General features: G+C 64.7%; 24 protein-coding genes. 10 read left to right on the plus strand and 14 right to left on the minus strand.

Annotation, left to right across the window (positions count from 1 at the left end):
• Positions 1-9: 9 nt before the first annotated feature.
• From ACN0S5_RS16035 to ACN0S5_RS16050, 4 genes are all read right to left on the minus strand, one after another.
• The gene (locus ACN0S5_RS16035) at positions 10-1,155 is read right to left on the minus strand and encodes an iron-containing alcohol dehydrogenase family protein (RefSeq protein WP_417209744.1); all 1,146 of its coding nucleotides are present in this window, start codon (positions 1,153-1,155) and stop codon (positions 10-12) included.
• A gap of 131 nt (positions 1,156-1,286) precedes the next feature.
• Positions 1,287-2,093: an alpha/beta fold hydrolase gene (locus ACN0S5_RS16040; protein ID WP_417209745.1), complete on the minus strand. Its 807-nt coding sequence runs from the start codon at positions 2,091-2,093 to the stop codon at positions 1,287-1,289.
• 4 nt (positions 2,094-2,097) lie between these two features.
• The gene (locus tag ACN0S5_RS16045) at positions 2,098-2,883 is read right to left on the minus strand and encodes an SDR family NAD(P)-dependent oxidoreductase (RefSeq protein WP_417209746.1); all 786 of its coding nucleotides are present in this window, start codon (positions 2,881-2,883) and stop codon (positions 2,098-2,100) included.
• Positions 2,884-2,900: 17 nt separating this feature from the next.
• Positions 2,901-3,902 carry an alpha/beta hydrolase gene (locus tag ACN0S5_RS16050; RefSeq protein WP_417209747.1) on the minus strand — a complete coding sequence of 334 codons (1,002 nt, stop codon included), beginning with the start codon at positions 3,900-3,902 and terminating at the stop codon, positions 2,901-2,903.
• 240 nt (positions 3,903-4,142) lie between these two features.
• Between ACN0S5_RS16050 and ACN0S5_RS16055 the strand changes: the two genes are divergently transcribed.
• Together ACN0S5_RS16055 and dctP (ACN0S5_RS16060) are read left to right on the plus strand one after the other, a co-directional pair.
• Positions 4,143-6,437 (plus strand): xanthine dehydrogenase family protein molybdopterin-binding subunit, encoded by a 2,295-nt coding sequence (locus ACN0S5_RS16055; protein ID WP_417209748.1) that lies wholly within the window; start codon positions 4,143-4,145, stop codon positions 6,435-6,437.
• 30 nt (positions 6,438-6,467) lie between these two features.
• Positions 6,468-7,487 (plus strand): TRAP transporter substrate-binding protein DctP, encoded by a 1,020-nt coding sequence (dctP, locus tag ACN0S5_RS16060; RefSeq protein ID WP_417209749.1) that lies wholly within the window; start codon positions 6,468-6,470, stop codon positions 7,485-7,487.
• A gap of 83 nt (positions 7,488-7,570) precedes the next feature.
• Here dctP (ACN0S5_RS16060) and ACN0S5_RS16065 read toward each other — a convergent pair whose 3' ends face one another.
• The 3 genes from ACN0S5_RS16065 to ACN0S5_RS16075 are packed head-to-tail and all read right to left on the minus strand — an operon-like array spanning position 7,571 to position 10,104.
• Complete coding sequence (locus tag ACN0S5_RS16065) at positions 7,571-8,701, minus strand: C4-dicarboxylate TRAP transporter substrate-binding protein (RefSeq protein WP_417209750.1); 1,131 nt, start codon at positions 8,699-8,701, stop codon at positions 7,571-7,573.
• A 50-nt stretch (positions 8,702-8,751) separates the two neighbouring features.
• Complete coding sequence (locus ACN0S5_RS16070) at positions 8,752-9,234, minus strand: (2Fe-2S)-binding protein (RefSeq protein ID WP_417209751.1); 483 nt, start codon at positions 9,232-9,234, stop codon at positions 8,752-8,754.
• A 12-nt stretch (positions 9,235-9,246) separates the two neighbouring features.
• On the minus strand, positions 9,247-10,104 hold the full coding sequence (locus ACN0S5_RS16075) for an FAD binding domain-containing protein (RefSeq protein WP_417209752.1): 858 nt from the start codon (positions 10,102-10,104) through the stop codon (positions 9,247-9,249).
• 174 nt (positions 10,105-10,278) lie between these two features.
• On the opposite strand from ACN0S5_RS16075, the gene ACN0S5_RS16080 reads away from it, so the two are divergent.
• From ACN0S5_RS16080 to ACN0S5_RS16090, 3 genes are read left to right on the plus strand one after another with little or no spacing between them, the layout of a single operon-like run.
• Positions 10,279-11,292 (plus strand): amidohydrolase family protein, encoded by a 1,014-nt coding sequence (locus ACN0S5_RS16080; RefSeq protein ID WP_417209753.1) that lies wholly within the window; start codon positions 10,279-10,281, stop codon positions 11,290-11,292.
• Positions 11,289-12,134: a thioesterase family protein gene (locus tag ACN0S5_RS16085; protein ID WP_417209754.1), complete on the plus strand. Its 846-nt coding sequence runs from the start codon at positions 11,289-11,291 to the stop codon at positions 12,132-12,134. The genes ACN0S5_RS16080 and ACN0S5_RS16085 overlap by 4 nt, the downstream gene beginning before the upstream one ends.
• Before the next feature lie 25 nt (positions 12,135-12,159).
• Positions 12,160-12,519, plus strand: coding sequence for a carboxymuconolactone decarboxylase family protein (locus ACN0S5_RS16090; protein WP_417209755.1), 360 nt, complete (start codon positions 12,160-12,162; stop codon positions 12,517-12,519).
• A gap of 290 nt (positions 12,520-12,809) precedes the next feature.
• Here the strand turns inward: ACN0S5_RS16090 and ACN0S5_RS16095 are convergent, their stop codons facing one another.
• From ACN0S5_RS16095 to dctP (ACN0S5_RS16110), 4 genes are all read right to left on the minus strand, one after another.
• Complete coding sequence (locus ACN0S5_RS16095; RefSeq protein ID WP_417209756.1) at positions 12,810-14,090, minus strand: TRAP transporter large permease; 1,281 nt, start codon at positions 14,088-14,090, stop codon at positions 12,810-12,812.
• A 1-nt stretch (position 14,091) separates the two neighbouring features.
• Positions 14,092-14,601: a TRAP transporter small permease gene (locus tag ACN0S5_RS16100; protein ID WP_417209757.1), complete on the minus strand. Its 510-nt coding sequence runs from the start codon at positions 14,599-14,601 to the stop codon at positions 14,092-14,094.
• Between the two features lie 35 nt (positions 14,602-14,636).
• Positions 14,637-15,656 carry a TRAP transporter substrate-binding protein DctP gene (gene dctP / locus ACN0S5_RS16105; protein WP_417209758.1) on the minus strand — a complete coding sequence of 340 codons (1,020 nt, stop codon included), beginning with the start codon at positions 15,654-15,656 and terminating at the stop codon, positions 14,637-14,639.
• 80 nt (positions 15,657-15,736) lie between these two features.
• Complete coding sequence (gene dctP / locus ACN0S5_RS16110; RefSeq protein ID WP_417209759.1) at positions 15,737-16,738, minus strand: TRAP transporter substrate-binding protein DctP; 1,002 nt, start codon at positions 16,736-16,738, stop codon at positions 15,737-15,739.
• Positions 16,739-17,031: 293 nt separating this feature from the next.
• Here dctP (ACN0S5_RS16110) and ACN0S5_RS16115 point away from each other — a divergent pair, with 293 nt between their 5' ends.
• From ACN0S5_RS16115 to ACN0S5_RS16135, 5 genes are read left to right on the plus strand one after another with little or no spacing between them, the layout of a single operon-like run.
• The gene (locus ACN0S5_RS16115; protein WP_417209760.1) at positions 17,032-18,198 is read left to right on the plus strand and encodes an acyl-CoA dehydrogenase family protein; all 1,167 of its coding nucleotides are present in this window, start codon (positions 17,032-17,034) and stop codon (positions 18,196-18,198) included.
• A gap of 8 nt (positions 18,199-18,206) precedes the next feature.
• Positions 18,207-19,373 (plus strand): CaiB/BaiF CoA transferase family protein, encoded by a 1,167-nt coding sequence (locus tag ACN0S5_RS16120; RefSeq protein ID WP_417209761.1) that lies wholly within the window; start codon positions 18,207-18,209, stop codon positions 19,371-19,373.
• Between the two features lie 23 nt (positions 19,374-19,396).
• Positions 19,397-20,257 carry an SDR family NAD(P)-dependent oxidoreductase gene (locus ACN0S5_RS16125; RefSeq protein WP_417209762.1) on the plus strand — a complete coding sequence of 287 codons (861 nt, stop codon included), beginning with the start codon at positions 19,397-19,399 and terminating at the stop codon, positions 20,255-20,257.
• Positions 20,258-20,262: 5 nt separating this feature from the next.
• On the plus strand, positions 20,263-21,615 hold the full coding sequence (locus ACN0S5_RS16130) for an MmgE/PrpD family protein (protein ID WP_417209763.1): 1,353 nt from the start codon (positions 20,263-20,265) through the stop codon (positions 21,613-21,615).
• 20 nt (positions 21,616-21,635) lie between these two features.
• Positions 21,636-22,040, plus strand: a complete 405-nt coding sequence (locus ACN0S5_RS16135) for a lipocalin-like domain-containing protein (protein ID WP_417209764.1) — start codon at positions 21,636-21,638, stop codon at positions 22,038-22,040.
• Between the two features lie 7 nt (positions 22,041-22,047).
• Here ACN0S5_RS16135 and ACN0S5_RS16140 read toward each other — a convergent pair whose 3' ends face one another.
• The 3 genes from ACN0S5_RS16140 to ACN0S5_RS16150 form a co-directional block, all read right to left on the minus strand.
• On the minus strand, positions 22,048-23,415 hold the full coding sequence (locus ACN0S5_RS16140; RefSeq protein WP_417209765.1) for an MFS transporter: 1,368 nt from the start codon (positions 23,413-23,415) through the stop codon (positions 22,048-22,050).
• A gap of 220 nt (positions 23,416-23,635) precedes the next feature.
• Positions 23,636-25,051 carry an aldehyde dehydrogenase family protein gene (locus ACN0S5_RS16145; protein WP_417209766.1) on the minus strand — a complete coding sequence of 472 codons (1,416 nt, stop codon included), beginning with the start codon at positions 25,049-25,051 and terminating at the stop codon, positions 23,636-23,638.
• Between the two features lie 72 nt (positions 25,052-25,123).
• Positions 25,124-25,594: a DUF2938 family protein gene (locus tag ACN0S5_RS16150; RefSeq protein WP_417209810.1), complete on the minus strand. Its 471-nt coding sequence runs from the start codon at positions 25,592-25,594 to the stop codon at positions 25,124-25,126.
• Positions 25,595-25,616: the final 22 nt, after the last annotated feature.

The following is a 25,616-nucleotide window of genomic DNA, read 5'->3' on the forward strand; positions in this document are numbered from 1 at the left end:
TCCACCGGGTCAGAGCGCACCACGCAGCAGCGCGACCAGGTCCTGCGGATCGCTGACCTTGCGCGGGTTGCCGGTCAGGAACCAGTCCAGCATCGATCGCTCTGCGATCTCGTCAAAGGCGGCTTCGGGGATCTCCAGCTCGGTCAGCGTGCGGGGCAGTCCCATCGTGGTGTTGAAGGCTTCGAGCGCGGGGGCCACCCCATCCGCATTGTCGACGCCAAGCGCCAGCGCAAGATTGGCAAAGCCCGCGTCGTTGTGCCCGGCATTGAAGCGCATGGCATGCGGCAGCAGAGTCGCCTTGACCGTGCCGTTCTCGACGTGATGGTTGGCGCCGATGGCGTGGCCCAGAACGGTTGTCACGCCAGCCCCGGTGTGATCGGTGCCGCGACCGCAGAGCAGCGCCGCCATGGTCAGTTCTTCGCGCAACGCGGGCGTGTCGCCGTCTTTCAGGCGCGGCAGCCCGGCCATCAGCAACCGCACCGCATGGATCAGCAGCGCGTCGGCAACCGGATCGCCGGTGCGCGAAATCAGCCCGTCAATGGCCAGAGACAGCGTGTCGAGGCTGGCGCTGAGCAGCAGGTCGGCGGGCGCGGTGGCCAGCATGTCCGGTTGAACGAACACCGCGCCGGCCCGCGTCTTGGGGTCGAACAACGCGTGGCGGCGCGAGTCCGCCGGGTCGAACACCGCCGTCCCGGCCTTGACCACGGCGGTGTTCGGCGTCGTCGGCACGATCAGTTGCGGCAGTTTCGGTTGTGACAGGCGTGGACTGTTCATACGGCCCGTCTCGTCGCGGAAGGTGGCGATCTTTGACAAGTCGTCACCTTCGGCCAGAAAGATCGTTGCGGCGCGGGCGCTGACGACGGCAGAGCCGCCTCCGACCGCCACCACCGCGTCAGCGTCATGCGCGCGCAGGAACGCGGCACCCTCGGCCACCGCCGGGACCGGCGAATGCGCCTTGACCCCGGCAAAGGTGCCGGCGTGGCGCGCGCCCATGCCTTCGCGGACCATCTCGATCAACGGCGAGGCCGACAGGGTCCGGCCGCAGAAGATCACCGCGCGGCTGGCGCCCAAGCGGGCCAGTTCGCGTTCGATCCGGGACAGGCTGTCAGGCCCGGAGAAGATCCGCAGCTCTGTCGACACGTGTGAAAATGGCATGGCTGGCTCCTATGTGGCAGACGCGGCTTCCGGCGATCCGGATGCGCAGCGACACGCAGGGTTCGAAGGGAAGAGGGCGCGCTATGGCACCCCGTTTCGGAATTGCGGCCCTCGCGCACGGCGCTCAGTAATCATCTAAATGAATTGGCGTGCACCTGCAAGGCAAATGCCCGTATCGCCTCGGTCACGGTCTCGGCCCGATCATACATCGGAAAATGCCCGGACCCGACAATCGTGACGATCCGGGCAGCCGGCACATGGCGCTGCACCAGTTCGCTGAAGGCAGAGCGTTCGCCCTCTTGCAGGGCCACCCTGCGTCCGCTGGCATCTATCCTGGAACTTTGCAGCACCAGCACCGGGCATGTCAGCGCCTCCAGCGTCTGACGGCTGCGGTTGGCGTCGAAGGCGACCGCCGATTGATAGATCCCGCAGGCGAAATCGGCATCCATGCCTTGGGCGCGTCGGATCGCCTCGTCGCGCAGGCGCATGTCGCCGGGGTTGTCTGGCACCGCGCTGAAATAGTCGCGCACGAAGGCCGGAAACCCATTGGCCTCGACATAGAGACGGACACCGGATTGAACCTGATCGGTGTCGGACCGGTGAAAGCCGCCGTCGATCAGGATCAGCCCGGACACGCCTTCGGGCGACCGGACACAGGCCTCACGGATCACCTTGACGCCCAGGCTGTGGCCGATGAGGATCACCGGGTCCGCGACGTGTGCCCGCACCGCGTTGACCGCATCGGCCAGCGCCGCAACGGTGGCCTCGGGCCCCGGCGGCGTCGCGCCATGGCCCGGCAGGTCCAGCGCGATGCAGCGGAACCGGTCCCGCAAACCTGGAATCTGCGCGTCCCAATCCTCTTTGCCGCAGGTGTAGCCATGCACAAACAGCAAGGTCGGTGCGCCAGAGCCGCAATCGGTGAAGGCCGGGCCGGTCATCGCGTCACGTGGCCGATAGCCCCCCGTCGACCGACATGATCTCGCCGGTGACGTAGGACGCTGCGTCGGAGGCCAGAAACAGCGCCGCCTGAGCGATTTCTTCGGGTTCGGCAAGACGGCCCAGCGGGGTCTTTTCGGCGTAGAGCTTTGAGACCTCCTTGGTCTTCTCCGCATCGAAACCGTCGTCCTTGCCGCGATTGGTGAAGGCGGGCCACAGCGGGGTTTCCGCCGCGCCGGGGCAGATCGCGTTGACCCGCACGCCATAGGGCGCAAAGCTGACGGTCAGGTTCTTGGTCAGCCCCACCAGCGCGGTCTTGGCGATGCCATAGACCGGCGAGGCGCGAGAGGCCTTGATCCCGGCCAGCGACGAGGTGAACAGCATGACGCCGCGCCCGCGCTTTTTCATGTCCTCGATGGCATATTTCGCGCCGAAGAACCCCGCCTTGACGTGAATGTTCATCGTCTGGTCGTAGGTCTCCTCGGTGACCGTCTCGACCGCGCCGGGGCCGACGTTTCCGGCGTTGTGCCAGAAGATGTCCAACTGCCCGAAGGCGCTGATGGTCTCAGCCACCATGTTTTCGACATCGGCAGAGCTGGTCATGTCGGCCTTGATGAAGACCGCCGTGCCACCTGCATCCGCGATCTCGGCGGCGACCTTTTCGCCGGTCTCGGCGTTGATGTCGGCGATGGCGACCTTTGCGCCTTCGGCGGCGAACAGGATCGCGCCGGCGCGGCCAAAACCGGACCCGGCGCCGGTGATCAGCGCCACCTTCCCGTCAAGTGCTCCCATGTTCCGTTCTCCTCTTTTCAACGTGCGTCCAAGCCTTTGGCGGCAAGGAAATCCGACAGCAGGTCGGCGATCTGGATGTTGTTCAGGTCCGAGAAGGGAAAGTGCGTGTTCCCCGTCACGCCGATTTCCGGCAGATGCACAACCGTCACGTCGCCGCCGTGGCGGTTGACCGTCTCTGCCCAGACCCGTGCCATGTCGATGCGCACCCGCCATTGATCCTGGCCGCGGTTCTCCGACCGTTGCCTGGGGATGTAATCGCCGTAGTAGATGACGATCGGAATCCGGGTGAGCTTGCGGAACTCGGCCAGCGGCACGCAAAGGGGCGCCAGAGGACCGGCCGAACTGTCCAGCGTCGCGGGCACTTCGCCTTCGGGGAAGGGAAAGTTGCTGCCCGGCTCATAAGAGGCGATCGCGTGGATCTTGTCGGTCTTCATGCGGGCATGCCAGCCAACGCCGCCGCCCTGCGAATGCGACACAAGGATGCCCGGCCCGATCCGGTCGAACAGGGCCGCCACGGCCGCAGCCGAAACGTCGAGGTCGAAGGGGCCCGTGTTGGGCGTGGACTGACGGAAATACTGGTTCAGCGTCTCGGGATCGCGGGCGAACTGCACGCCGTCGAAATAGTCCGGCCAGATGCCGACCCGGAAGGTGTTGAACCAGAACTGGTCTTCGCGGGCGGCGGGCAGGGTGCCGGGCTGGGTGCTTTGTCCGCCGCGCCCGCGCCGGGGCTGGTCGATCAGGTAGACCCCGTAACCGCGCCGCAGGAAAATCGTGTCGAACCCTTCGCGTCCATCCGGCGTGGTCTCGTAGGTCTTGGAGAATTGCAGATGCCCGTGGAGCATCGCAATCGGCAGCTTTCGGGCGTCCCGCGGGATCTGGTAGCTGACATAGGCATGGTCGCCGTGCAGCGTCTGGCCCTCCGGGCCGGGGGCCGTAGGGTCGTAGGTGCCCGTATTGCGCACCACCACGCCGCCGGCGGCAAAGCTTCCCTGACGCGCGATGGTCAACGGCTCGGTCATGGCGTCAGGCTCCCTCTCGTGCAATGTCCGCGTCCCCAGTCCCGCCCGCCATACCTCGGTGGTTCTGGCCAGCGGCCGTGACGCGGATGTCGGGGACACTGGTCCAACAGGGGTCCGAATGCAAGATTAAAATGAGTTGGATGATTATATTGAATAGTGCTAACCTCCGCGGGACGATTTGACTTCGCCACGCGCGGTCTCCGGGCCGTGCGGCGGGCAAAACACCAGAACGAGGACGCCATGAACGAGATCAAGTCACCCGCAGCGATGACCGCTTCGCTTCGCCATGTCGGCACCCGTCCAGTGCGTCCCGACGGTGTTCCCAAGGTCACCGGAGCGGCGCGCTATGGCGCGGATTACAGCCCGCCGGGACTGCTGACCGGCGCGGTTCTGCGCAGCCCGCATCCCCATGCGCGCATCCTTGCCATCGACACCGCCCGCGCCGCAGCGCATCCCGGCGTCTTTGCGGTGATGACCGGCGCCGACCTGCCGGACTTTCCGTTCCGCTTTGTCGGGCCAGAACGGATGCAGCGCAACGCCTGGTACGATGTTCGCAACATACTTGCGCGCGAAAAGGTCTACTACGAAGGACATGCCGTGGCCGCCGTTGCGGCGCAGGATGAGGCCACGGCCCGCGCCGCCCTTAAACTGATCGATGTCGACTACGAAGTGCTGCCCTTCGTTGTGACCATCGACGCGGCCATCGCCGAGGACGCGCCGCTGCTGCACGAGGACGCCTTCACCCGCAATGTCGCGCCAAAGCCGGCAAAGCCCTCGAACATCTCGCGGGTCTACGAGGATCGCATGGGCGATACCGAGGCGGGCTTTGCCGAAGCCGACGTGATCGTCGAACACAGCTTTTCCAGCGATCCGGTGCATCAGGGCTATATCGAGCCGCACGCCTGTGTCGCGGAATACAACGGCGGCAAGGCGCACCTCTGGGTCTCCAGTCAGGGGCATTTCCAGATGCGCGACCTGACTGCGGCCTTCACCGGCATGTCCTCGGGCGACATCCGCGTGACCCCGGCCGAGATCGGCGGCGGATTCGGCGGCAAGACAAAGGTCTACCTGGAGCCTGTGGCGATGATCCTGTCGCGCAAGTCCGGCCGCCCGGTGAAGATGGTGATGACCCGAAGCGAAGTGTTCCGCGCCACCGGACCCGGTTCGGATTCGAAAGTCCGGGTCAAACTGGGCGCCCGGAAGGACGGTAGCATCACCGCCGCCGAGATCGAATTGTATTACGGGGCAGGGGCCTTTCCCGGCTCGCCCTTCATGAATGGCTGCCTGTGCGCCTTTGCGCATTACGCCATCCCGAACCAGCATGTGAAGGGCCATGATGTGGTGACCAACCGCGCCATGACCTGTGCCTATCGCGCTCCCGGATCTCCGCAATCGAATTTCGCGGTTGAAAGCGTCGTGGACATGGTCGCGCGCAAACTGGAAATGGACCCGATCGAGATCCGCCTGAAAAACGCGATCCGCAAGGGAGATCCCTTGATCGGTGGGCGGGTGATGACCCACGAGGGCTTTGTCACCATGCTGGAACGGCTGCGCGCGCATCCCGCTTACCAGCGGGATCCGGGGCCGAACCGGGGCCGGGGCGTCGCCGCCGGGTTCTGGCACAATGCCGGTGGCGATTCCGGCGCGACAGTCTTTGTGAACACTGACGGAACGGTGTCCGTGGCAACCGGCAGTCCCGATATCGGCGGCAGTCGCGCGTCGATGGCGATCATGGCCGCCGATACGTTCGGTGTCCCCTATGAGCAGGTCCACAGCGACGTGCATGACACCGCCTCGGTTCCATTCACCTACGTGACGGGGGGGTCGCGGGTGACATTCGCCACCGGCAAGGCGGTTGTCAGCGCAAGCGAAAAGGTCATCACGCAGTTGAAGGAGCGCGCCGCGAAAATCTGGGGCGTGGACCCGGATGCGGTGGACTGGGTCGACGGCGAAGCGCGGCCGTCGTCGTCCAATGTTGGTGAGTTTGAGCCCCTGTCGCTGAAGTCTCTGGCCGCACAGGCGACCGCGACGGGTGGGCATTTCGGCGCGTCTCATGCAGAGAACATGACCGGCCATGCCCCCGGACTCAGCGCGATGTTCTGCGATGTCGAGGTCGATCCGGAGACCGGGCACACCCGCGTCGTCACTTTCGTCGCGGCGCAGGATGCCGGACAGGCCATCCACCCGTCCTACGTCGAAGGCCAGATTCAGGGCGCCGTGGTGCAGGGCATCGGCTGGGCATTGAACGAGGGCTATGTCTTTGGTCCGGACGGCGTGTTGCAGAATGCGGGCTGGCTGGACTACCGGATGCCCGTGGCCTCGGATCTGCCGATGATCGAGGCTGTGGTGGTCGAGGTTCCGAACCCGAACCACCCGTTCGGCGTCAAGGGCGTGGCAGAGGCGGGCATGGTCGCCGCCATGGGCTGTGTCGCCAATGCGATTCGCGATGCCTCTGGCCGGCGGATGACGTCGCTGCCGATCTCGCCCGTCAAGCTGCTGGAGGCGATCGAGACACGCACCGATCCCGATCTATAGATCATCCCCTGCAAAAGAGGAGTTGCAGACATGTTGACCGGCCTACCCACCAGAACCTTTTTCGGCGCGGGGGCGGTTTCGCTTCTGGCGCTGACGCAGGCGCATGCCGAAGAGCTTTCGGTCGTCACCTACCTGTCCGCCACCCATTTCGGCGTGACCGAGGGCATGCAACCGTTCATGGACTGCGTGACTGCGGAAACCGCGGGAGCGACGACATTCAACTTTTACCCCTCGGGTCAGTTGGCATCGGCGGAATCCTCGTTGGATGCGCTTGGCAACGGACTTGCCGACATCGCCTATATCGTGCCGCAGCGGGCCTCGTCCAAGATGCCGCTGACAAACGTGCCCGTGCTGCCCAACATGGGGGATAGCTCCGGTGAGATCTCGGCCGCCTATCGCAAGGCGCTGGAGGCGGACGGGTTGCTGGCAGAGGAATTGCGCCGCAACAAGCTGACCCTGCTGACCGTTAACCAGTACCCGCCCTATCAGGTCGGCTTTACCGGTGGTGTGGTCGATACACTGGACGGGTTCGCGGGCCTGAAACTGCGCGTGATCGGTGGGTCGGCGTCGAGCACGGCCACCGTTCTGGGTGCGGTGCCGGTCGAACTGTCCGCCGCCGATGTCTACATCGCCCTGCAACGGGGAACCGTGGATGGTGTGTTTTTCCCGATTGCGGGCATGCAGGCCTTTAAGCTGGACGAGGTCACCAAGGCGATCAGCACAAACGCCAATTTCGGCGGCTCCATGGCGATGATCGCGATGAATTCAGACACTTTCGGTGCGATGCCGAAAGAAACGCAGCAGATCTTTCTGGATTGCGGCATGAAGAGCGAAGAAAACTTGATCGCCTACCAGGACGGGGCACAGGAAAGGTTCCTGCAAGAATTCGAAGCGGGCGGAGTTTCGGTCTTTGCCTTCCCGCCCGAGGAACTGGCCAAGATCAACGCGGAACTGGACAAAACGGCTGAGGAATTCATCGCCCGGCTGGAGGCGCGCGACCTTCCCGGTCAAGCGGCCTACGACGAGTTCAGGGCCGCGCTTGGACGCTGAGACGCAAGCCGCCTGAATGAGACGGGGCGCCCGGAGAGATCTCCGGGCGCCCCTTGCATTCCGACCGCAGGGCCTGAATCGGCTCAGTCGATCCCGTAGGTCGCCACGTCGATCCTGTCGTGCAGGTTGGTCTTGATGACTTCGGTGATCGCATCCTCAGAGGTGCGGTCCACGCCCTCGAACAGCGCGGTCCACTTCTCGACATAAGGCTCGAACGAGGCCATGACCGCCCCGGCGTCCTCAATCCCGAACTGGTCGCGGCCAATCGCTTCGAGCCCGCCAAAGCCATCCGCGACCCAGGCGTCGAAGGCCGAGACCAGATCGTCTCCGGGCGCATTCAGGGCAATGCCCTTTTCCTGCGCCAAAATTGCTCCCTCTGCCACCTGTGCCTCGAAGGCCAGAAAACCGCGGGCCATGGACCGCGCGGTCGCGTCCAGATGGATGCGGCGGTCCGCCTCGCTGAGACCCTGCCAGTAGGTGCGGTTGTAGTTGATCAGCGCCAAAGCAAAGAGCGGCGGCATCGGCAATGTGACCACGGAATCCGCCAGCCCCGCCAGATCGAAGGAGATCAGCAGCGACAGGTCGCCCGCCACGCAATCCACCGCGCCGCGTTCCATGGCCGTATACAGCTCGGAACTGGTCAGGTTCACCGGCACCATTCCGATTGACTGGCTGAAGCGCGACAGGGCGCCTCCGGGGGTGCGCACCCGTTTGCCCTGAAGATCCTCGGCCGTCTTCAGGTCGCCGCGACAGATGAAGTTGTAGGAGGGCGTCGCGATGGTTCCCGCGCCGTAGAGGATGTCGTTGTTGGCGAATTCCTTCAACCCCACGGGTTCGTTGACCGTGAAATCCGCATAGGCCGAGGCCAGCACCAGCGGGTCCGGATTCAGCGCACCCATGTCGTTGATAAGATTGCTGATCGGCAGGTTCGACGGGAAATAGGCCGGCACGATATGTCCCGCCTGCGCGATGCCGCTGCCGACCGCCTCAAGCGTGCCGGTGGCCGGAACCAGCGAGCCGTTGACGAAGATTTCCCAGTCGATGGCCCCGTCCGAGGCTTCTTTGATCAACTCGGCCCAGCGGGTCTGCATTTCCTCGGTCATGACGTATTTCGGCGGCGTGAACCCGGCAAAGACCGGACGATTCTGCGCCTGCGCCGCCGGTGCCGTCAGCGCCAGAGCGGCGAGCACGGCCCAGAGTTTCGATGTCTTCATTTTCTGTTTCCTCCCTTGAAATGTAACGACTGTCACAGCGGCCCGACGGCTCAGGCCGGCGCGCGCATTTCCTCTGCGGCTTTCTGCACCGCGCGTATGATCTTGTCGTAGCCGGTGCAGCGGCACAGGTTGCCCGCCAGCCAAAAGCGGATCTCGGATTCCGACGGGTCGGGGTTCCTATCCAGCAGGTTGCGGGCCGCCACGACGATACCCGGCGTGCAGAATCCGCATTGCAGGGCGGCCTCTTGCAGGATGTGCCGTTGCACCGGGTGAAGCCCGTCACCGACGGCGATACCTTCGATCGTGGTGATCCTTTTGCCCTCGGCCTCGGCAGCGAGCATCGTGCAGGAACAGGCGACCCGTCCGTTCACCTCGATGGAGCAGGCACCGCAGTCACCCGAACCGCAGCCCTCCTTGGTGCCCATCAGGGCCAGTTCGTCCCGCAGGGCGGACAGCAGGGTCTGGTCGGGGCGGGCGAGAAACTCGACCTCGGCACCGTTGATGTCGGCGGTGATATGGATCTTCTTTGCCATGGGTTTTCCTTTTCAGGCTTTGGCGCGGTCGAGCGCCCTGAGCGCGGCGCGCTTGAAGATCACCCCCGAGATCCTGACCCGGTAGGCGGCTGTGGCGCGCTTGTCGTCGATGGGGGCGCAGGCGGAGCGGACCGCCTCGGCGGCGGCATCCAGTGCGGGGTCGTCCACCGCAGAGCCGATCAGGGCCCCGGCAGCCTCGGGGACCAGCAGGACGGTCGGGGCCACGGCGCCGATGGCCACGCGTGCCGCGGTGCAGATCCCTTTGGTGTCCAGCGTTATGCTGACCCCGACGCCGACAACGGCGATGTCCATTTCCGTCCGCGGCGTGAACCGCAGGTACGCCTCGCCCGAGCGGGGCGGCTTTGGCGGCAGGTTGATCGAGACGATGAATTCGCCCTTCGCAAGCGACGTGCGTCCGGGCCCCGTCGGGATCTGCTCGACCGGGACGGTGCGGCGTCCGTCGGGGCCGGCAATGGTCACGGTGGCCCCGGCGGCGACCATGCCCGGCACGGCATCGGCTGCCGGCGAGGCGTTGCACAGGTTGCCCGCCGGGGTGGCCCGGCTTTGCACCTGCATCGACCCGATCACGTCCGTCGCCTCGGCAAAACCCGGCCAGTTGGCGCGGATCTCGGGGTGTTCGTTGATGGCGGCGCCACAGACCGCGGCACCGATGCGGATGCCCCTGTCATCGACCTGAATGCCCGTCAGTTCGCGGATGTTCTTGATATCCACAACCAGAGAAGGCCGCCGCAGCCCCGCCGTCATCTGCACCACAAGATCGGTGCCGCCGGCCAGAACCCGTGCATCGCCGGACGCGCCCGAAAGCAGGCCAACGGCATCTTCGACGGTTTGGGGAGAAGCGTAGTCCATCGCTGAAAGTCCTTTCCACCAGACATCGCGTCGGGCCCGCATGGCGCGGGCACCGTGAAAATATTATGTCAGACAGTATAGGATAAATAATCTAGATGAAATAGACTTATATTGCGCCGCCCGCAATCAGGGCAGGCGCGGCCAGACAACTTCCGGTTTCATAAAGAGGTGCCCATGCCGGTCAGACGCAACGAAGGACGATCCGAGCCGATCATCGACCCCGACCTGCCGATCATCGACGCGCATTTCCACCTGATCCATCGCCCGGTGACCTACATGACGCCGGAGTATCTGGCCGACGTGAATGCCGGGCACAATATCCGGGCCTCGGTCTATGTGGAAACCCGCGTGTTCGAGCGCCAGACCGGCCCCGAGGCGTTGCGCCCGCTGGGCGAGGTCGAATTCGCCAACGGCATCGGCGCAATGACGGCCACCGGCGTCTACGGCCCTTGCCACGTGGCGGCGGGAATCGTCGGCCATGTGGACATGCGTCTTGGCACCGGCGTGGCCGCCTGTCTCGACCGCTGCATCGAGGCCGCGCCCGAGCGGTTTCGCGGCGTCCGGCACCTGTTGCTGGAGTTCGATTCGTCGAAGGAATTCCCCACCGTCATCGGCAGCAGGCCCCCGACCGGAATCATGGAAAGTCCGGGCTTCGCCCCGGCGCTGAAAGAGCTGGAAAAGCGCGGGCTGCCTTTTGACGTGTCGGTCTTTCACTACCAGTTGCCCGCAATCGCCAGCCTGGCCGATGCCAATCCCGGCATGACCTTCGTCCTGAACCATTGCGGCATCGCCGCCGGGTTCGGGCTGGACGCGGCCGCGCGCGACGAGGTCTTTTGCCAGTGGGCCGCCAACATGCGGCTCGTCGCCGAACGGTCCAATATCGTCTGCAAGGTTGGCGGGCTGGGCATGCCGCACTGGGGCTTCGACTTCGAACGTCATGACGGCGAAGTTGGCTATGCCGATCTGGCACGGGTCTGGCGGCCCTATGTCGAAACGGCGATCGAGGCGTTTGGCCCGGATCGCTGCATGATGGAAAGCAACTTTCCGCCCGACGGGCGCTCGGCCGGTTTCGTGCCGCTGTGGAATGCCCTCAAACACATCACCCGCGATGCCGGAGATGGCGAAAAAGCCGCGCTGTTTTTCGGCACGGCCAAACGGGTCTATCGCTTGGAGGTTCCGCAGACATGACACGACACAACCTTGCCGATCGGGGAACCCCGACGCTTCACACGCGGGTCGAACGCTGGGAATGCGATTTCAACAACCACTGGAACGTCCGTTTCTATGCCCGCAGTTTCCAGATGGCGAGCGAGTCGCTGGCTAGCCGTGAAACCGGGCGAAACCCCGGTGCAGGAGTGGTCGCGACCCGACATATCCGGTTCCACAAAGAGCTGTTCGCCAATGCGCCGGTGGTCATCCGGTCCGCGCGTGTCGGCGACGGCGCATTCGGGGGCGCAGTCATGCACCTGGCGGTCAGCGAAGGCAAGCTGGCCGCGACATCCCTGGAGCAAGGCATCGCCCATGGCGAAAGCCTGCCCGTCATCGCCTCTGACGCCTTGTCCAGCGCCTTGCCGCGAGGCATCGACACCGCGCCCGTGGACACGGACTGGCCCGCCGGGTCCGGGGACCAGACGCTGGAACTGGGCCCGGTGCGCCCGGCGGAACTCGACCACACCGGCGGGCTCCTGACCGAGGATATCCTCAAGCGTGTGGCGCTGGCTTCGCATCACCAACTGGCTGCGGTGGGCTATACACCCGAATTCGTTCAGGAAACGGGAATCTCCAGAATGTCGGTCGAAAACCGGGCGGTCCGGCATGGCGACCCGAAGGCAGGCGACATGGTCCATGCCCGGTCGCGCATCATTCACGTGGGCGAAAAGATCTTCAACGTCCAATATCACCTGTTTGTCCCTGACGGCCCGGCTGTCGCCACGGTCGAGCAATGCTTTGTCGCGGTCGACCTGAAGTCGCGCCGGGGCGTTGCCGCGCCGGCTTTCCTGCGCGCCGCGATGCCGGTCGCCGCCAGTTGATCCGCCCCCAAAAAAGGTCCCTTCCATGTCCAATCCTTCCTCCTCCAAGAACCGGATACGGCCCGTCGTGCCGAAACTGGCCGAAGTCATCGACGAGGTCATCTACGGTGACATCTGGAACCGTCCCGGCCTGACCAAGCGGGAAAGGAGTCTGATCACCATCGCGGCGCTGATCGGGCTGCGGCAGACGGACCAGTTGCGTTCGCACATGGAAAAGGCTCTGGACAACGGCGCCTCGCCGGAAGAGTTGAGCGAGGTTCTGACGCATCTGGCCTTCTACACCGGGTTTCCCGCGGCGCTGTCCGCCTCGCTGGTGGCGCGGCCATTGTTCGAGGAGCTGGGGCTCGTGTCCGCAGTGGACGGTCACGCCGACCCGGACGCATAGCCGGTATTCGGGGCCTCGCCTTGTTGCTGCGATGCGGCATGATATATTGCAGCGCAGCAACAGCAAACATTCGAGGTCCCCCATGATCACCAAGGAAGCAACCCTGCTTATCCGTCAGGCAAAGCTTGATCGTCAGCGCATGGTGCGCGCATTCTTCGCTGCGCTGTTTTCCGGCACGACCAAGGCCTCTGCCCAGGCGTAACGCCCAAGCAGGCCGCCGACTCGTTCGCGCCCGCCCCTGATCGGGGCGGGCGCGACGGTTTCCGGGCCTCGACCCGCTTCCTGTGGGCCTAGAGATAGGCGAGATACAGCGGGATAGCGGGGAAGATCAGCATCAGACCCAGCACGAGGAAGTCGATCACGACAAAGGGCGCGATCCCCTTGAAGCAGGTCTTGAGATCGACCCCCGAGGCGGCAGAAGTCACGTAGACGTTCAATCCCAGCGGTGGGGTGACCATTCCGATCTCGGCCGTCTTGACCATGATAACTCCCCACCAGATCGGGTCATAGCCAAGACCCACCATCAGCGGCGTGGTAATCGGCGCTGTCAGGATGATGATCGCGGCCTGATCCATGATCGTGCCCAGCAGGACATAGATCAGGACAATCGCCAGCATGATCGAGGTGGGCGACATGTCCGCGTCGACCACGAATTGCAGCATCGCGTCGGTCACCCGCGAGAACGAGATGAAATAGCCGAACATATGGGCGCTGATCACGATGGTCATGATCATCGCCGTGGTGCGAATGGTATTGCCGATTGCGGTGGTCGCCTTGCCCCAGTTCAGCCGCCGCAGGTACAGGCAGATCAGCAGCGCGCCCGAGGCACCGATGGCGGCGATTTCCGTCGGCGTGGCGATCCCGGTATATAGCGAGGTGAAGATCACCACCACCAGCAGGCCCACCGGCCAGACACGGGTGCGTTCGCTGGAACTGGCCAGCTCTTCTTCCTTTTCGCGGTCGGGGCCGAGTTCGGGTTTCCACCACAGAACGACGCTGACTGTCACGATGTAACCAAGCGCCGTCATCAGGCCGGGGATCACGCCGGCCATGAACAGCTTGCCGATGGAATGCTCGGTGATCAGCCCGAACAGCACAAAGGCCACAGAGGGCGGGATCATCATCGCCAGCGTGCCGGAAATCGCGATCGAGCCGACGGCCAGAGAGGGCGAATAGCCCGCGAGCCGCATGGTCGGATAGGCCGACCGGGTGATCGTTGCCGCCGTCGCGGTGCTGCTGCCCGACGCTGCGGCCAGGATTGTGCCGGCCGCGATACAGGCCATGGCCATGCCGCCCCGAATGCGCCGCAGCGCGCGGTTGCAGGCCAGCATCAGGTCCCGCGTCACCGCGCCGGCGCTGAGGAATTCCGCCATCAGCAGGAACATCGGCACCGTCAGGAAGGCGTGGTTCGTGACCGTGTCATGCACCACTTTCTGGGCCAGCACTGTGATCATGTTGAAGGGCACCAAAGCGGTCAGGCTGAACAGCCCCGCCAGTCCCAGCGCAAAGCCCACCGGAACGCCAAACACGATGAGGCCCACCAAAAGGCAGGTCGCAATAAGAAATGCCATGTCAGACGTCCTCTTCGGGGTCGTGTTCGATATGCAGGAAGTCCGAAGGCCCCAGGGCAACCATAAGGACGCGCAACGTCAAAAGGCCCATGCCGAGCGGAATCCAGATCCAGGAAAGGTAAACTGGCCAGTTCAGGTCCTCGATGTAGACCTGTCCGGTCAGGAAGGTCTTGAGGAAATACTGCCCGCCCTTCCATGCCAGCAGCAGCAGATAGCCCGCGCTCAGCAAAAGCCCGAGGCGAAACAGCAGGAACCGGGGGCCATCGGGTATGATTTCGGTCAGGATACCGACGCGGATATATCCTCCGGTCCGGAAGCCCCAGGGCAGCGCCATGAGTATGATCCCAACCAGCAGGTAGTTCGCGGTAAAATAGAACTGAAAGACCAGCGGAGCATCGAAAAGATAACGCATCAGCGCATCTGCCGTGGTCAGGACCATGGCCAGCGCGGTGCAGACGCCCGACACGATGGCTGCGGCATTTTCAAGCGGCACGAGCACACGGTCAAACATGCCGTGTACCCGCCGCCAGTTGGAAACAGCCTCTGTCACTTGCCAAGGGCCTTCCTGTATTCGTCGTAGGCTTCCTGGCCGGGCAGACCCAGCGCGTTCATGCGCTCGATATAGTCGGTGGCGACCGGCTGCATCTTTGCGGCCACCTCGGCCCAAAGCTCGGGGGTGAACTCGAACATCTCGACACCCTGTGCGGCGAAATCGGTCTTCAACTCGTTTGCCAGATTTTCGAGATAGGCGGACATGCTGTCCTCGGTCTGCTTGCCGCATTCGAGGTAGATCGCCTGCCGTTCCGGCGTGAAACTGTCGAACACCCGCTGGTCCATGCCCAGAAAGGTCTGGGCGTTCGCAAAGTTGCCGTTGGTGCTGATCGCCGAGGACACTTCCTGCAAGCTGTAGGAGACCACCGAGGTCAGCGACAGCAGGAAGCCATCGACCGTGCCCTGCTGCATCGCCACATAGGCGTCGCCAGAGCTGATCTGCACCGGAACGCCGTCCAGCGCCTGAATGCCGAAGACCTGCCCGCCCCCGGCGACCCGGACCTTGAGCCCGTCGAAGTCGCCGATGGCGTTCAGCGCCGGACCCTTGAGACCGATCTGATAGGGCGGCAGATAGATCACCGTCAGCGGCAGCACGTTCGCCGCCGCCAACTCGCGCGCCAGCGGCCCGTCCTGTGCCATCACCTTGCGGTAGGCGGCGACGATGTCGGGTGCGGTATCGCCCATGTCGGGCAGCATGGTGATCTGGTTCAGTGGCAGCCGGTCGGAATTCGCGCTGGTGGCGATCATGCCAAGCTGTGCCAGCCCCCCGGTCACCGCGTCGAGCGCGCCAGCGGTCGAGGCGATCTGCCCCGCGGGAAAGAAATCGAAATCGATTTCGCCCTCGGACCGCTCGCGGATGCAGTCCATCAGCGGTTCCATGCCCTGGGTGTTCAGCCAGTGCGTCGGCGGTACGCTGGATGTGGCAACAAAGGTTTCGGCGACGGCACCCTGTGCGGTCAGCGACGCGGCGCACGCCAGCAGGCCAATGCCTTTGACGGTGTTTCTGATGGACATCTGAATCCCCCTCCCAAGTGGATCATGTGCGGCCGTGGGCAGGGGTTTCCCTGCCCACCAAAAGTCTCATAGCGGTGCAATCATTCCGTCAGAGCGGCGCGGTACTGCTCCAGCGCTTCTTGCGCGGGCATCCCCAGTTCGGTCAGCCGGTCGACGTAGTCCTTGACCGCCAGTTCCAGCGTCTGGTTCAGCGCGGCCAGCGTCTCGTCGGACAACTCGTAGATCTCGGCACCGGCCTCGGCGAACTTGACGTTCATCTCTTCGACGAGGGTATCCTGAAAGACGGCCAGCTCTTCTTCGATCTTCAGCCCGCACTCACGCAGGGCGGCCTGCTTGTCTTCGGACAGGCTGGCCAGGTATGCGTCGTTCATGCCGATGAACGCGGCGGCACCGGCAAAGGCGCCATTCGATGTGATCGAACCCGAGACTTCCTGAAGGCTGTAGGAATCGATGCTGGTGACGGCCAGCATATAGCCGTCGACGGTCCCGTTCTGCATCGCGACATAGGCATCGCCTGCGGAAATCTGCACCGGAACCGCGCCCAGCGAGTTCACCGCAAAGACCTGCGCACCGCCCGCGACGCGCAACTTCAGCCCGGCGAAATCCTCGATCGAATCCAATTTCTCGCCCGTCAGGCCCAGTTGGTAGGGCGGGTACATGTGGACCGTCAGGGGAACGATGTGGTTCTCGTCAAGCTCGTCCTTCATCGGTCCGCCATCGGTGATCACCTTGCGCCAGGCATCGACCATGCCCTTCACGCTGGACCCCATGCCCGGCAGGACGGAAATATTGGCAATCGGCAGTTTGTCAGAGTTCGACGTCACGACGACGTAGGACACATGCGCAAGGCCGTCGTTGATCGAATCCACCGAGGCCTTGGCCGAGGCGATCTGCGATGACGGAAAGAAATTGAAGTCCAGTTCGCCGCCAGAGCGTTCTTTGACGCAGGCCATGAACGGCTCAATCGCGTGTTTGGTGGTGAAGTGCGTCGGCGAGTTGTTGGTCGACAGGATCAGTGTCTCTGCGGTCGCGGTGGTCGCCGCCAATCCCGTCAGAAGTGTTGCCAGACATATTGATTTCATTGGTGTATTCCTCCCTGCTTGCCCTCATTCGGGGCCGCTTGGCGAACCGGCTGGCCGCCTGGCCCGGCTGCGCCTGAGATGCACTGGCGACCCGGCCGACACGTCACGTTAGGGAGCGATGGTGTCATCTGTCAAGATCGTTTTGTTGATTTAGATGATTGCGTCCAATCTGTCGTCCGTGATCCTTTTCGCAGCAACGCTCTTGACCGTCTTAGTATTTTAATGATCTAACTGAAATAACCTTGCGGCCCCGGCCCGTCCGGCCGCGAGAGCTGCAACGAAAGGGCTCGGTTTTGAATTTCGACTACACAGACGATCAGCGCGCGATCCGGGAAGGCGTGGCCGCCGTGGCCTCGCGTTTCGGCGACGATTACTGGCGCGCCCGCGACGACGACGGCAAGTTCCCGGTGGAGTTCCACAAGGCCATGGCCGAAAGCGGCTGGCTGGGCATCACCATGCCCGAGGAATACGGCGGTGCCGCGCTGGGGGTGGCCGAGGCTGCCATCATGATGAACGAGATCGCCCATCACGGTGGCGGCATGGCGGCTTGTTCGACCGTGCACATCAATCTTTTCGGCCCGCACCCGATCCTTGTCTACGGCTCGCAGGACCAGAAGGACCGCTGGATTCCGAACCTTGTCAGCGGCAAGGATCAGGTCTGTTTCGGCGTGACCGAACCCGATGCCGGGCTCGACACCACAAAGATCCGCACTTTCGCGAAAAAGGTGGATGGCGGCTATGTGGTGAACGGTCAGAAGATCTGGACGACGACCGCGCAGGTGGCCTCCAAGGTGCTGCTGCTGACTCGCACCACCCCGCTTGAGGAGTGCGCCAAGCCCACCGACGGCATGACGATCTTCTACACCGATCTGGACCGCGACAAGATCAAGGTGACGCTGATCCCCAAGATGGGGCGCAAGGCGGTCGATTCGAACAACACGTTCTATGACGATCTGTTCATCCCCGACAGCGACCGGATCGGGGAGGAGGGCAAGGGTTTCCGTTACCTTCTGGACAGCCTCAACCCCGAGCGCGTGCTTGTCGCAGCTGAGGCCATCGGCATCGGGCAGGATGCCCTGTCGCGCGCGGCGAACTACGCCCAAGAGCGCAAGGTGTTCGGTCGCACCATCGGCAAGAACCAGGCGATCCAGCATCCGCTGGCCGAAAGCTGGGCCCATCTTGAAGCGGCCTGGTCCATGACCATGAAGGCCGCTTGGCTTTACGACAACAAGCGTCCTTGCGGCCCCGAGGCCAATGCCGCCAAGCTTTTGGGCGGGCGGTCGGGCCACAAGGCCTGCGAGAATGCCGTGATGACCCACGGCGGGCTGGGCTATGCCAAGGAATACCATGTCGAGCGGCTTTACCGCGAGGTCATGCTGACCCGGCTGGCGCCGGTGTCCGAGCAGATGATCCTGTCTTTCCTCGGGGAGCGCGTGCTGGGTCAGGAGAAAAGCTATTGACGGACGCCATGACTGACAGCTTGCCGCTAAGGGGCTACCGGGTTCTGGAAATCGGTGCCTATATCTCAGGGCCCTATTGCGGGGCGCTGCTGGCGGCCCTGGGGGCCGAGGTGGTCAAGATCGAGCCACCGGGCGGCGAGCCGTTCCGCCGTGGCAACGGCAACCGCGATCCGTTCTTCATGCAGTACAATGCCGGCAAGCACTCCGCCACGGTCAACCTAAAGTCAGCCGGGGGCCTCGATCTGATCAAGCGGTTGCTGCCGGATTTCGACGTTCTGCTGGAGAACAACCGCCCCGGCAAGATGGAGAAGCTGGGCCTGGGCGCCGAGGTCTGCCGCGCGATCAATCCCCGGCTGGTCTATACCTCCGTCTCGGGCTTTGGCGATGGCGGGCCGCTGCGCGACCGGCCGGCCTATGACACCATCGGGCAGGCGATCTCGGGCAACTATTCCCTGATGAACGACCGTGACCAGGCGCAGATGCTGGGCGGCGCGATCTCGGATCTGATTTCGGCGGTGGCGGCGACCATGGGCATTCTTGCGGCGCTGGTGAAGCGCGCGGACGACAGCGAAGGTGCCGTGGTCAAGACCTCGCTGATGGAGGCGATGTCGCTGGTGACGGTCGATGCCATCACCTCGTTCTATGAAAAGGGCGTGACCCCGGTGCGGACCTCGCGCCACCCGCAGGCGCAATCCTACTGCCTGCCCACCGCCGACAGGGGCGCGGTGGTGATCCACATGTCGGTGACGCAGAAGTTCTGGGAAAACCTCTGCACCGCGATGGAGCAGCCGCATTTGGCCGCCGACCCGCGTTTCGCCACCTACCGCGACCGGCTGGACAATTATTTCGATCTGGAACCGATCCTCAAGGGCCTGTTCCTGACCCGCAGCCGCGCCGAATGGGAACAACGCCTGCTTGACGCGGATGTGCCCTATGCTCCGGTGTTGTCGGTCGAGGAAGTCATGAAACACCCCCAGACCGAATGGTTGGAGTTGATGGAGCCGCAGCGCAACGGGCTGGCCCTTGTTCGCCCGCCATTCCGGTTTGACGACGCCCGTCCCGGCCGCGCCTTTGACGCGCCGATGCCGGGCGAGCACAGCGACCAGATCGCCGCCGCGGTTCTTTCCCCGGCCGAGGTCAAAGCCTTGAAGGCAAACGGCGTGCTTGGCGCCTGAGCCCCTGAAGAAGGACAACAAGAATGGCAAAATTCGAAACCTCCGATGGCCTGCCCGGCGGCAAGGGTGAGCGCGTCGCGGGCAAGGTGGCTCTGGTCACCGGTGCCGGCTCTTCGGCCGACGGGATCGGCAACGGGCGCGGGTCCGCGATCCTGCTGGCCCGGCACGGGGCCAAGGTCGGCCTGATGGATTTCAACGAAGAGGCTGTCCGCAAGACCGAGGCGATGATCCGCGAAGAGGGGGGCGACTGCTTTGTCATCATCGGCGATGTCAGCAAGGAGGCGGATTGCCAGCGCGCGGTGCAGGAGACAGCGCAGCGCTATGGCCGTCTCGACATCGTGGTGAACGTGGTCGGCACCAGCAAGGTGCGCGGCGATGCCACCACGCTGGATCTGGACGACTGGGACATGGCGATGACGCTGAACCTGAAATCCATCGTCATGACCACGCGCCATGCAGTGCCGGAAATGCGCAAGGTCGGCGGCGGGTCCATCGTGATCATCGGCTCGATCACCGGGCTGTCCGGCGGCCACCCGAACCTGAACTATCCCACCACCAAGGGCGCTCTGGTCAACATGACACGGGTGATGGCGGGCAATCACGGCCCCGATGGCATCCGCGTCAACAACGTGGCGCCCGGCTTTGTCTATACGCCGGTGGTCTACGGCAAGGGCATGCCCGACAGCGTACGCCAGTTCCGCCGCGAGGTCGGTCCGCTGGGCACCGAGGGCACCGGCTGGGACGTGGGCTACGCCGTGCTGTTTCTCGCCAGTGACGAGGCCCGCTGGATCACCGGTGTCACCCTGCCCGTAGATGCGGGGGCTTCGGCAGTCAGCCCGCATTTCACCCGCACGACCCACAACAGGGATATGAGCAAGGACTGAACGAGATGCACCGCGACATCGACATTACGGCGCAACTGGCCCGGTACGCGCTGTCGACGGAGTTCGAGAGCCTGCCGGACAAGGTGCAGGACGAGGCCGCCCGCGCCTTTCTGAACTGGGTCGGCGTCGCCATTGGTGGCAGCCGGGAACCCGCCGTGGCCACGGCCGCGGCCTATGTTCAAAGCCTGGGCTGCGCGCCGCGGGCCAAGGTCATCGGGCGGGGCGGGCAGATGACCGATCCGGCCAACGCCGCGCTGGTCAACTGCATCTCGTCCGCGGTACTGGCCTATGACGACGCCTACCTGCCCTCGGTGGCGCATCCCAGCGGCCCCGCCGCCGCCGCGCTGTTCGCGCTGGCGCAGGATCGCGGTGCCACCGGGGCCGAATTCCTGAACGCACTGGCGCTTTCCATCGAAGTCCAGTGCCGTTTGGCCAACATGCTGTCGCTGGCACCTTCACCGTTTCACCCCTCGCTCTACGTGAACGGCTTTTCAGGGCCCATCGGCGTGGCCGCCGGGGCGGCGCGGATGCTGCGCCTGACCGAAGAGCAGACGATCTGGGCGCTGGGACTGGCGGCGTCGCAGGCCTCGGGCTTTCGCGGCACCCACGGCACGATGACCGCGCATTTCCGGGCCGGGCATTGCAGTCGGGTCGGGCTGGTGGCGGCCATGATGGCCGAGGCGGGATTCGATTGCGCCCGCGCCGCGCTGGAAGGGCCGGGCGGCTTCTTTGATGTCTACGCGGACGGGGCCGATCCGGGGCATCTGCTGGACGGGCTTGGCCAGCGGCACGTGATGCTGGACAACCGCTACAAACCCTATCCCTGCGGCATCGTCATTCACCCGACCATCGACGCCTGCCTCGCGCTGCGCGACCGTCTGCCAGAGGGGGCGCGCGTCGCCGCGCTGCGGCTGGAGGTTCACCCGGTCGTGCTGAGCCTGACCGGACGGCGGACACCGACCTCTCCGATCGAGGCCCCGAACAGCGTTTATCATTGGGCCGCGGCGGCCTTGCTGCGCGGGCGCGCCGGTCTGGCAGAGATGCAGATGGACTGTATCACCGACCCCGCCATCGACGCGCTGCGCAGCCGGATCGAGGCCACCGGTGTCGAGGCGATGGCCAAAGGCGAAGCGGCTGTGGAACTGGAACTGGATGACGGCACGCGGTTGCGCGAACACATTACAAGCGCCCGTGGCAGCCATGAACGCCCGATGAACACCGCCGATCTAGAGGTCAAATTCCGCGACGTGGTCAGAGACCACCTGACCCCGGATCACACAGAGCGGCTGATCGCCGCCTGCCGGGATGTCGGCCAAGCCGGGGATGTCGGCGCCGAAATCGGTCGGCTGTTGCCATGAGAGGCGGTGGAGGACATCCCATGGACGCGCATCCCATTGACGCCGAGCAACTGTACGGAACCTGGCGACTGGTACGGTCGCGGGCCGTGGATGCCACCGGTAACCCGATCCGCGATCCATGGGGCCCCGAACCGATGGGCCGCCTTGTGCTGGCGCGCAACGGCCGCATGATGGCGGTCCTTTGCGATGGTCGGCTGTCCCTGCCAGAAGGTAAAAAGCGCGCCTATTCATCCTATTGCGGGAACTATGTCTACGAAAATGGTCTGCTGACCACGATCATCGACGCCGCCTCGGACCCGTCCCGGATCGGCAGCAGCCAGCCACGCCGCGTGGCCCTGCGCGACGGGGCGCTGGTGCTGATGCCACCCACCCGAAAGGACGGCGAACGGCGCGAGATCTTCTGGCATCTGGAAGCGCGCCTCTGACGCTTTCTTAATGCGGGTCTGGAGCCGACTGGCGATTCCGTCGGTCCAAGGCCGCCAGCATAGCCGCCAGGATTGCCCCTGCCAGACACAGGCCGACCCCCAGCAGGATGGCCACGGCGGTGCCCCGTTCCGCGAAGAGGTGAAAGCTGATCCCGACAAGCGCGGGCCCCAGCATCTGACCGATGACCCGCACCGTTGACTGCACGCCCCCCGCTGCGGCCATCCGCCGGGCAGGAGCGCCGAGGATCAGCGTCTTGGCATTGTGGTTCTGAAACAGCGCGAACCCGACGCCGATCACCACGATACCGGCGGTCAGAAGCGCGCGTTCATCGCGCGCTCCGATCAGGTAGATTGCCAGAAACCCGACCGCGGTGACAAGACAGCCGAACAGGTTCAGCGGCAGCGCGGGGAAGCGGTCGCAGAGGCATCCCGCCACCGGCGAGACCAGCAGCGTCGCCAGCGGCAGGACAGAGATCAGCAGCCCGGCCTCGAACAGCGCCATGTCCAGAGAGGACATCAACAGAAAGGGCAGGGCGGTCAGCGCCACAGCCTGCGCCCCGTATGTCAGCGCCGAGACACCGGCGGGCAGGGCAAAGCGCGGCAGGGTCAGCAGGTCGACGGGAAACAGCGGCCGGTCGCGGCCGCGCTGCCGCCGGACCAGCAAGACGCCGGCGGCACATGCCACAGCGAGCAGCAGGTAGGGCGCGGCCCGGTCCGGCCCCCGCGCAAGCCGGTCCAGCGCGAAAAAGCCAAGCCCCAGCGTCGGTACGCAAAGCGCTGCGCTGAGGCGATCGAACCGGCCCGACAGCCCGGTGTCGCGCGGGATCGCGTACAGCGCCAGCAGGATCGCGGACCCGGTCAGCGGCAGGTCGTAGAAGAACAGCCAGCGCCAGTTGGCGTATTCCAGGACAAAGGTGCCCACCAGCGGCGCCGCGCCCTGCGCGGCACCCAGCACAATGGCCAGCGAGGCGATTGCGCGGCCCAGAAGATGCTCGGGCACGATCCGCCGCACCAGCGCCGCGTTGACCGAGCTGATGCCCGCCGCGCCCAGCCCCTGAAGGACACGGGCCAAGGTCAGTTGCGTGAAGTTTCCGGCCAGACCGCAGAGCACCCCGCCTAAGGCGAAGACCGCCAGACCGATGACGAACATGCGGCGGACCCCGATGGTCTCGGACAGGCCCGCGAAGGGGATGGTGCAGCTGACCGCCGCGATCTGGAACGCGACCGAGACCCAGACGACCTCTGACGCCGACACGCCCAGTTCCCTGGTCAGGATCGGCAGCGCGATATTGGCGATGCCGCCGCTGAGGATGAATATCCAGGCGCCCAACGCGATGGTCAGCATGGCTAGGTAAGGGTGTTCAGGTCGGTCCAATCCGGTCCCTCTTTGGGCTTTTCGCGGGAAACGATGCGCGCCAGTTACATTGACCGGGCAAGGGGCCGGCGCAGAAGGCGCGAGGCCCTCCCCGGCATGGGCGGGAGGATGACCCATGCCGGGCGGCAAAACACGCCCCGATGAAGGATACGGGGCGTGCTTCAGAGCGGTTCGCAAGAGGCGGGGCGCTATTCCGACCGGCCCCTGTGCGAAGTCGAGGTCAGCCGTTGATCGACTGGAACTCTGTGAACTCCTCGATTCCGAAACGCCCCCACTCGCGGCCAAAGCCGGAATGTTTGAACCCGCCGTGGGTGGCATTTTTGCTGAAGGGTGCGCCATTGATCCGCTGACGACCGGTGCGGATCTGCCGGGCCACGGCAACGGCGCGGTCGCGCGAGGCACTCCAGACCGCCCCGGCCAGCCCGTAGTCGGAGTCATTGGCGATGGCGATGGCCTCCGCCTCGTCCCGGTAAGGGATGATCGTCAGCACCGGGCCAAAGATCTCTTCGCGGGCGATGCGCATGGCGTTGTCGCCGGAAAAGACCGTGGGCTGAACATAGTAGCCGCGCTGAATCCCGGCCGGCAGGTCGGTGCCGCCGGTCAGCAGCCGCGCGCCTTCCTCTTGGCCGATGCGGATGTAGTTGCGCACCCGCTCCATCGCCACGTCCGAAATCACCGGCCCCAGCGTGGTGTCGGGATCGAAGGGATCGCCGATGACAAAGCTCTGCGCCTTGGCGATGGCCAGTTCCTCGGCCTCGGCCAGACGGTCCTGCGGCACCAGCATCCGGGTCAGCCCGCCACAGACCTGACCCGAGTTGCGAAAGGCGTCGTCCAGCCCGACGCTGACGGCCTTTTCGAAATCCGCGTCATCCAGCAGGATGTTTGCCGATTTGCCGCCGAGTTCCAGATGGACGCGCTTGACGTCTTGGGCAGCCAGTTCCATGACCCTGCGCCCCGCCCGCACCGACCCGGTAAGAGAGACCATGTCGACCGCCTTGTGCGTCACGATGGCCTCGCCGATTTCCGGCCCCGTGCCGCTGAGCAGGTTGAACACGCCCGGCGGCAGGCCCGCCTCGTGCGCGATCTCGGCAAAGATGAAAGAGGTCAGCGGCGCGACCTCGCTGCCCTTGACGACAACGGTGCAGCCCGCCGCGATGGCCGCTCCGGCCTTGGAGATGACCGACCGTAGCGGCCCGTTCCACGCGGTGATCGCCCCCACTACGCCCGAGGGCAGGCGGCGCACGACCGCGCCGCCCACATCCTCTTCCCAGGTGATGGTCTGAAGGTTCTCGGCCATGACCCGCAATTCATCGACTGCGCCACCAGTCTGCAAGGGTGCGGTGAACCGGATCGGCTGACCGACCTCCGAGACCGACGCTTGCGTCAGTTCCTCGCCGCGTTTCTCGACCAGATCGGCCATGCGGTTGAACAGGGCGACACGCTCGGCGATGCTGGAATTCGACCAGCCCGTGAAGGCCTCAGCGGCCGCGCTGGCGGCACGATCCGCGTCTTGCGGCACGCAACGGGGAATGGTGGCGATGACCGCTTCGGTGGCGGGGTTCACGACCTCGATCACCTCTTTGCCCTCGGGAGCGACCCATTGGCCGCCGATATAGATCTTGTCTCTTTCGATCATTCGCCTTTTCCTTTGTTGGTCCGCCGCGTGCGGCGGTGTCTCTTCTGCTCAGGGGGGCGCTGCCCCGGCGCGCTATGCCAGCGCCAAGGCCCCGATCCACAGCGCCACGCCAAAAACGACATGTCCCAGCAGACCGTTGATCCGCACCTTGGCCGGGTTGGGCGCCTGCGCACCGGCGATGCCAAGACCCATGCCGGGAAGCATCAGGAACCAGCCGAACCCCACCGTGACGATGCCGAAGGCAAGCGCCGGCAACAGGGTCGGTTCGGCAAGCCAGTCGCGCCCCGCAAGCAGCGCCAGCATGACGCCGAACGTGGCGCCGACGCAGATGTGGAACAGCCACCCGATGCGCGTTTCGCCGGGAACCGGCGGCGCGGCGGCAATGCTGTCGTGAAACAACCGGCCCCGCGCGCCATGCGCCGCCCAGCGACCCATCATCGCGCGGTTGGGCATGGGTATGCCTGCGACCCGGAACAGCAGCAGCGCCCAGATATTGATGGCCAGCGTCGCAATCAGGCCGATCGCCATGCCCTGCACGATCATCGTCACGTCCACAGCTCCTGTT

It is taken from the genome of Antarctobacter sp. (assembly GCF_048262615.1).
GTDB lineage: Bacteria > Pseudomonadota > Alphaproteobacteria > Rhodobacterales > Rhodobacteraceae > Antarctobacter.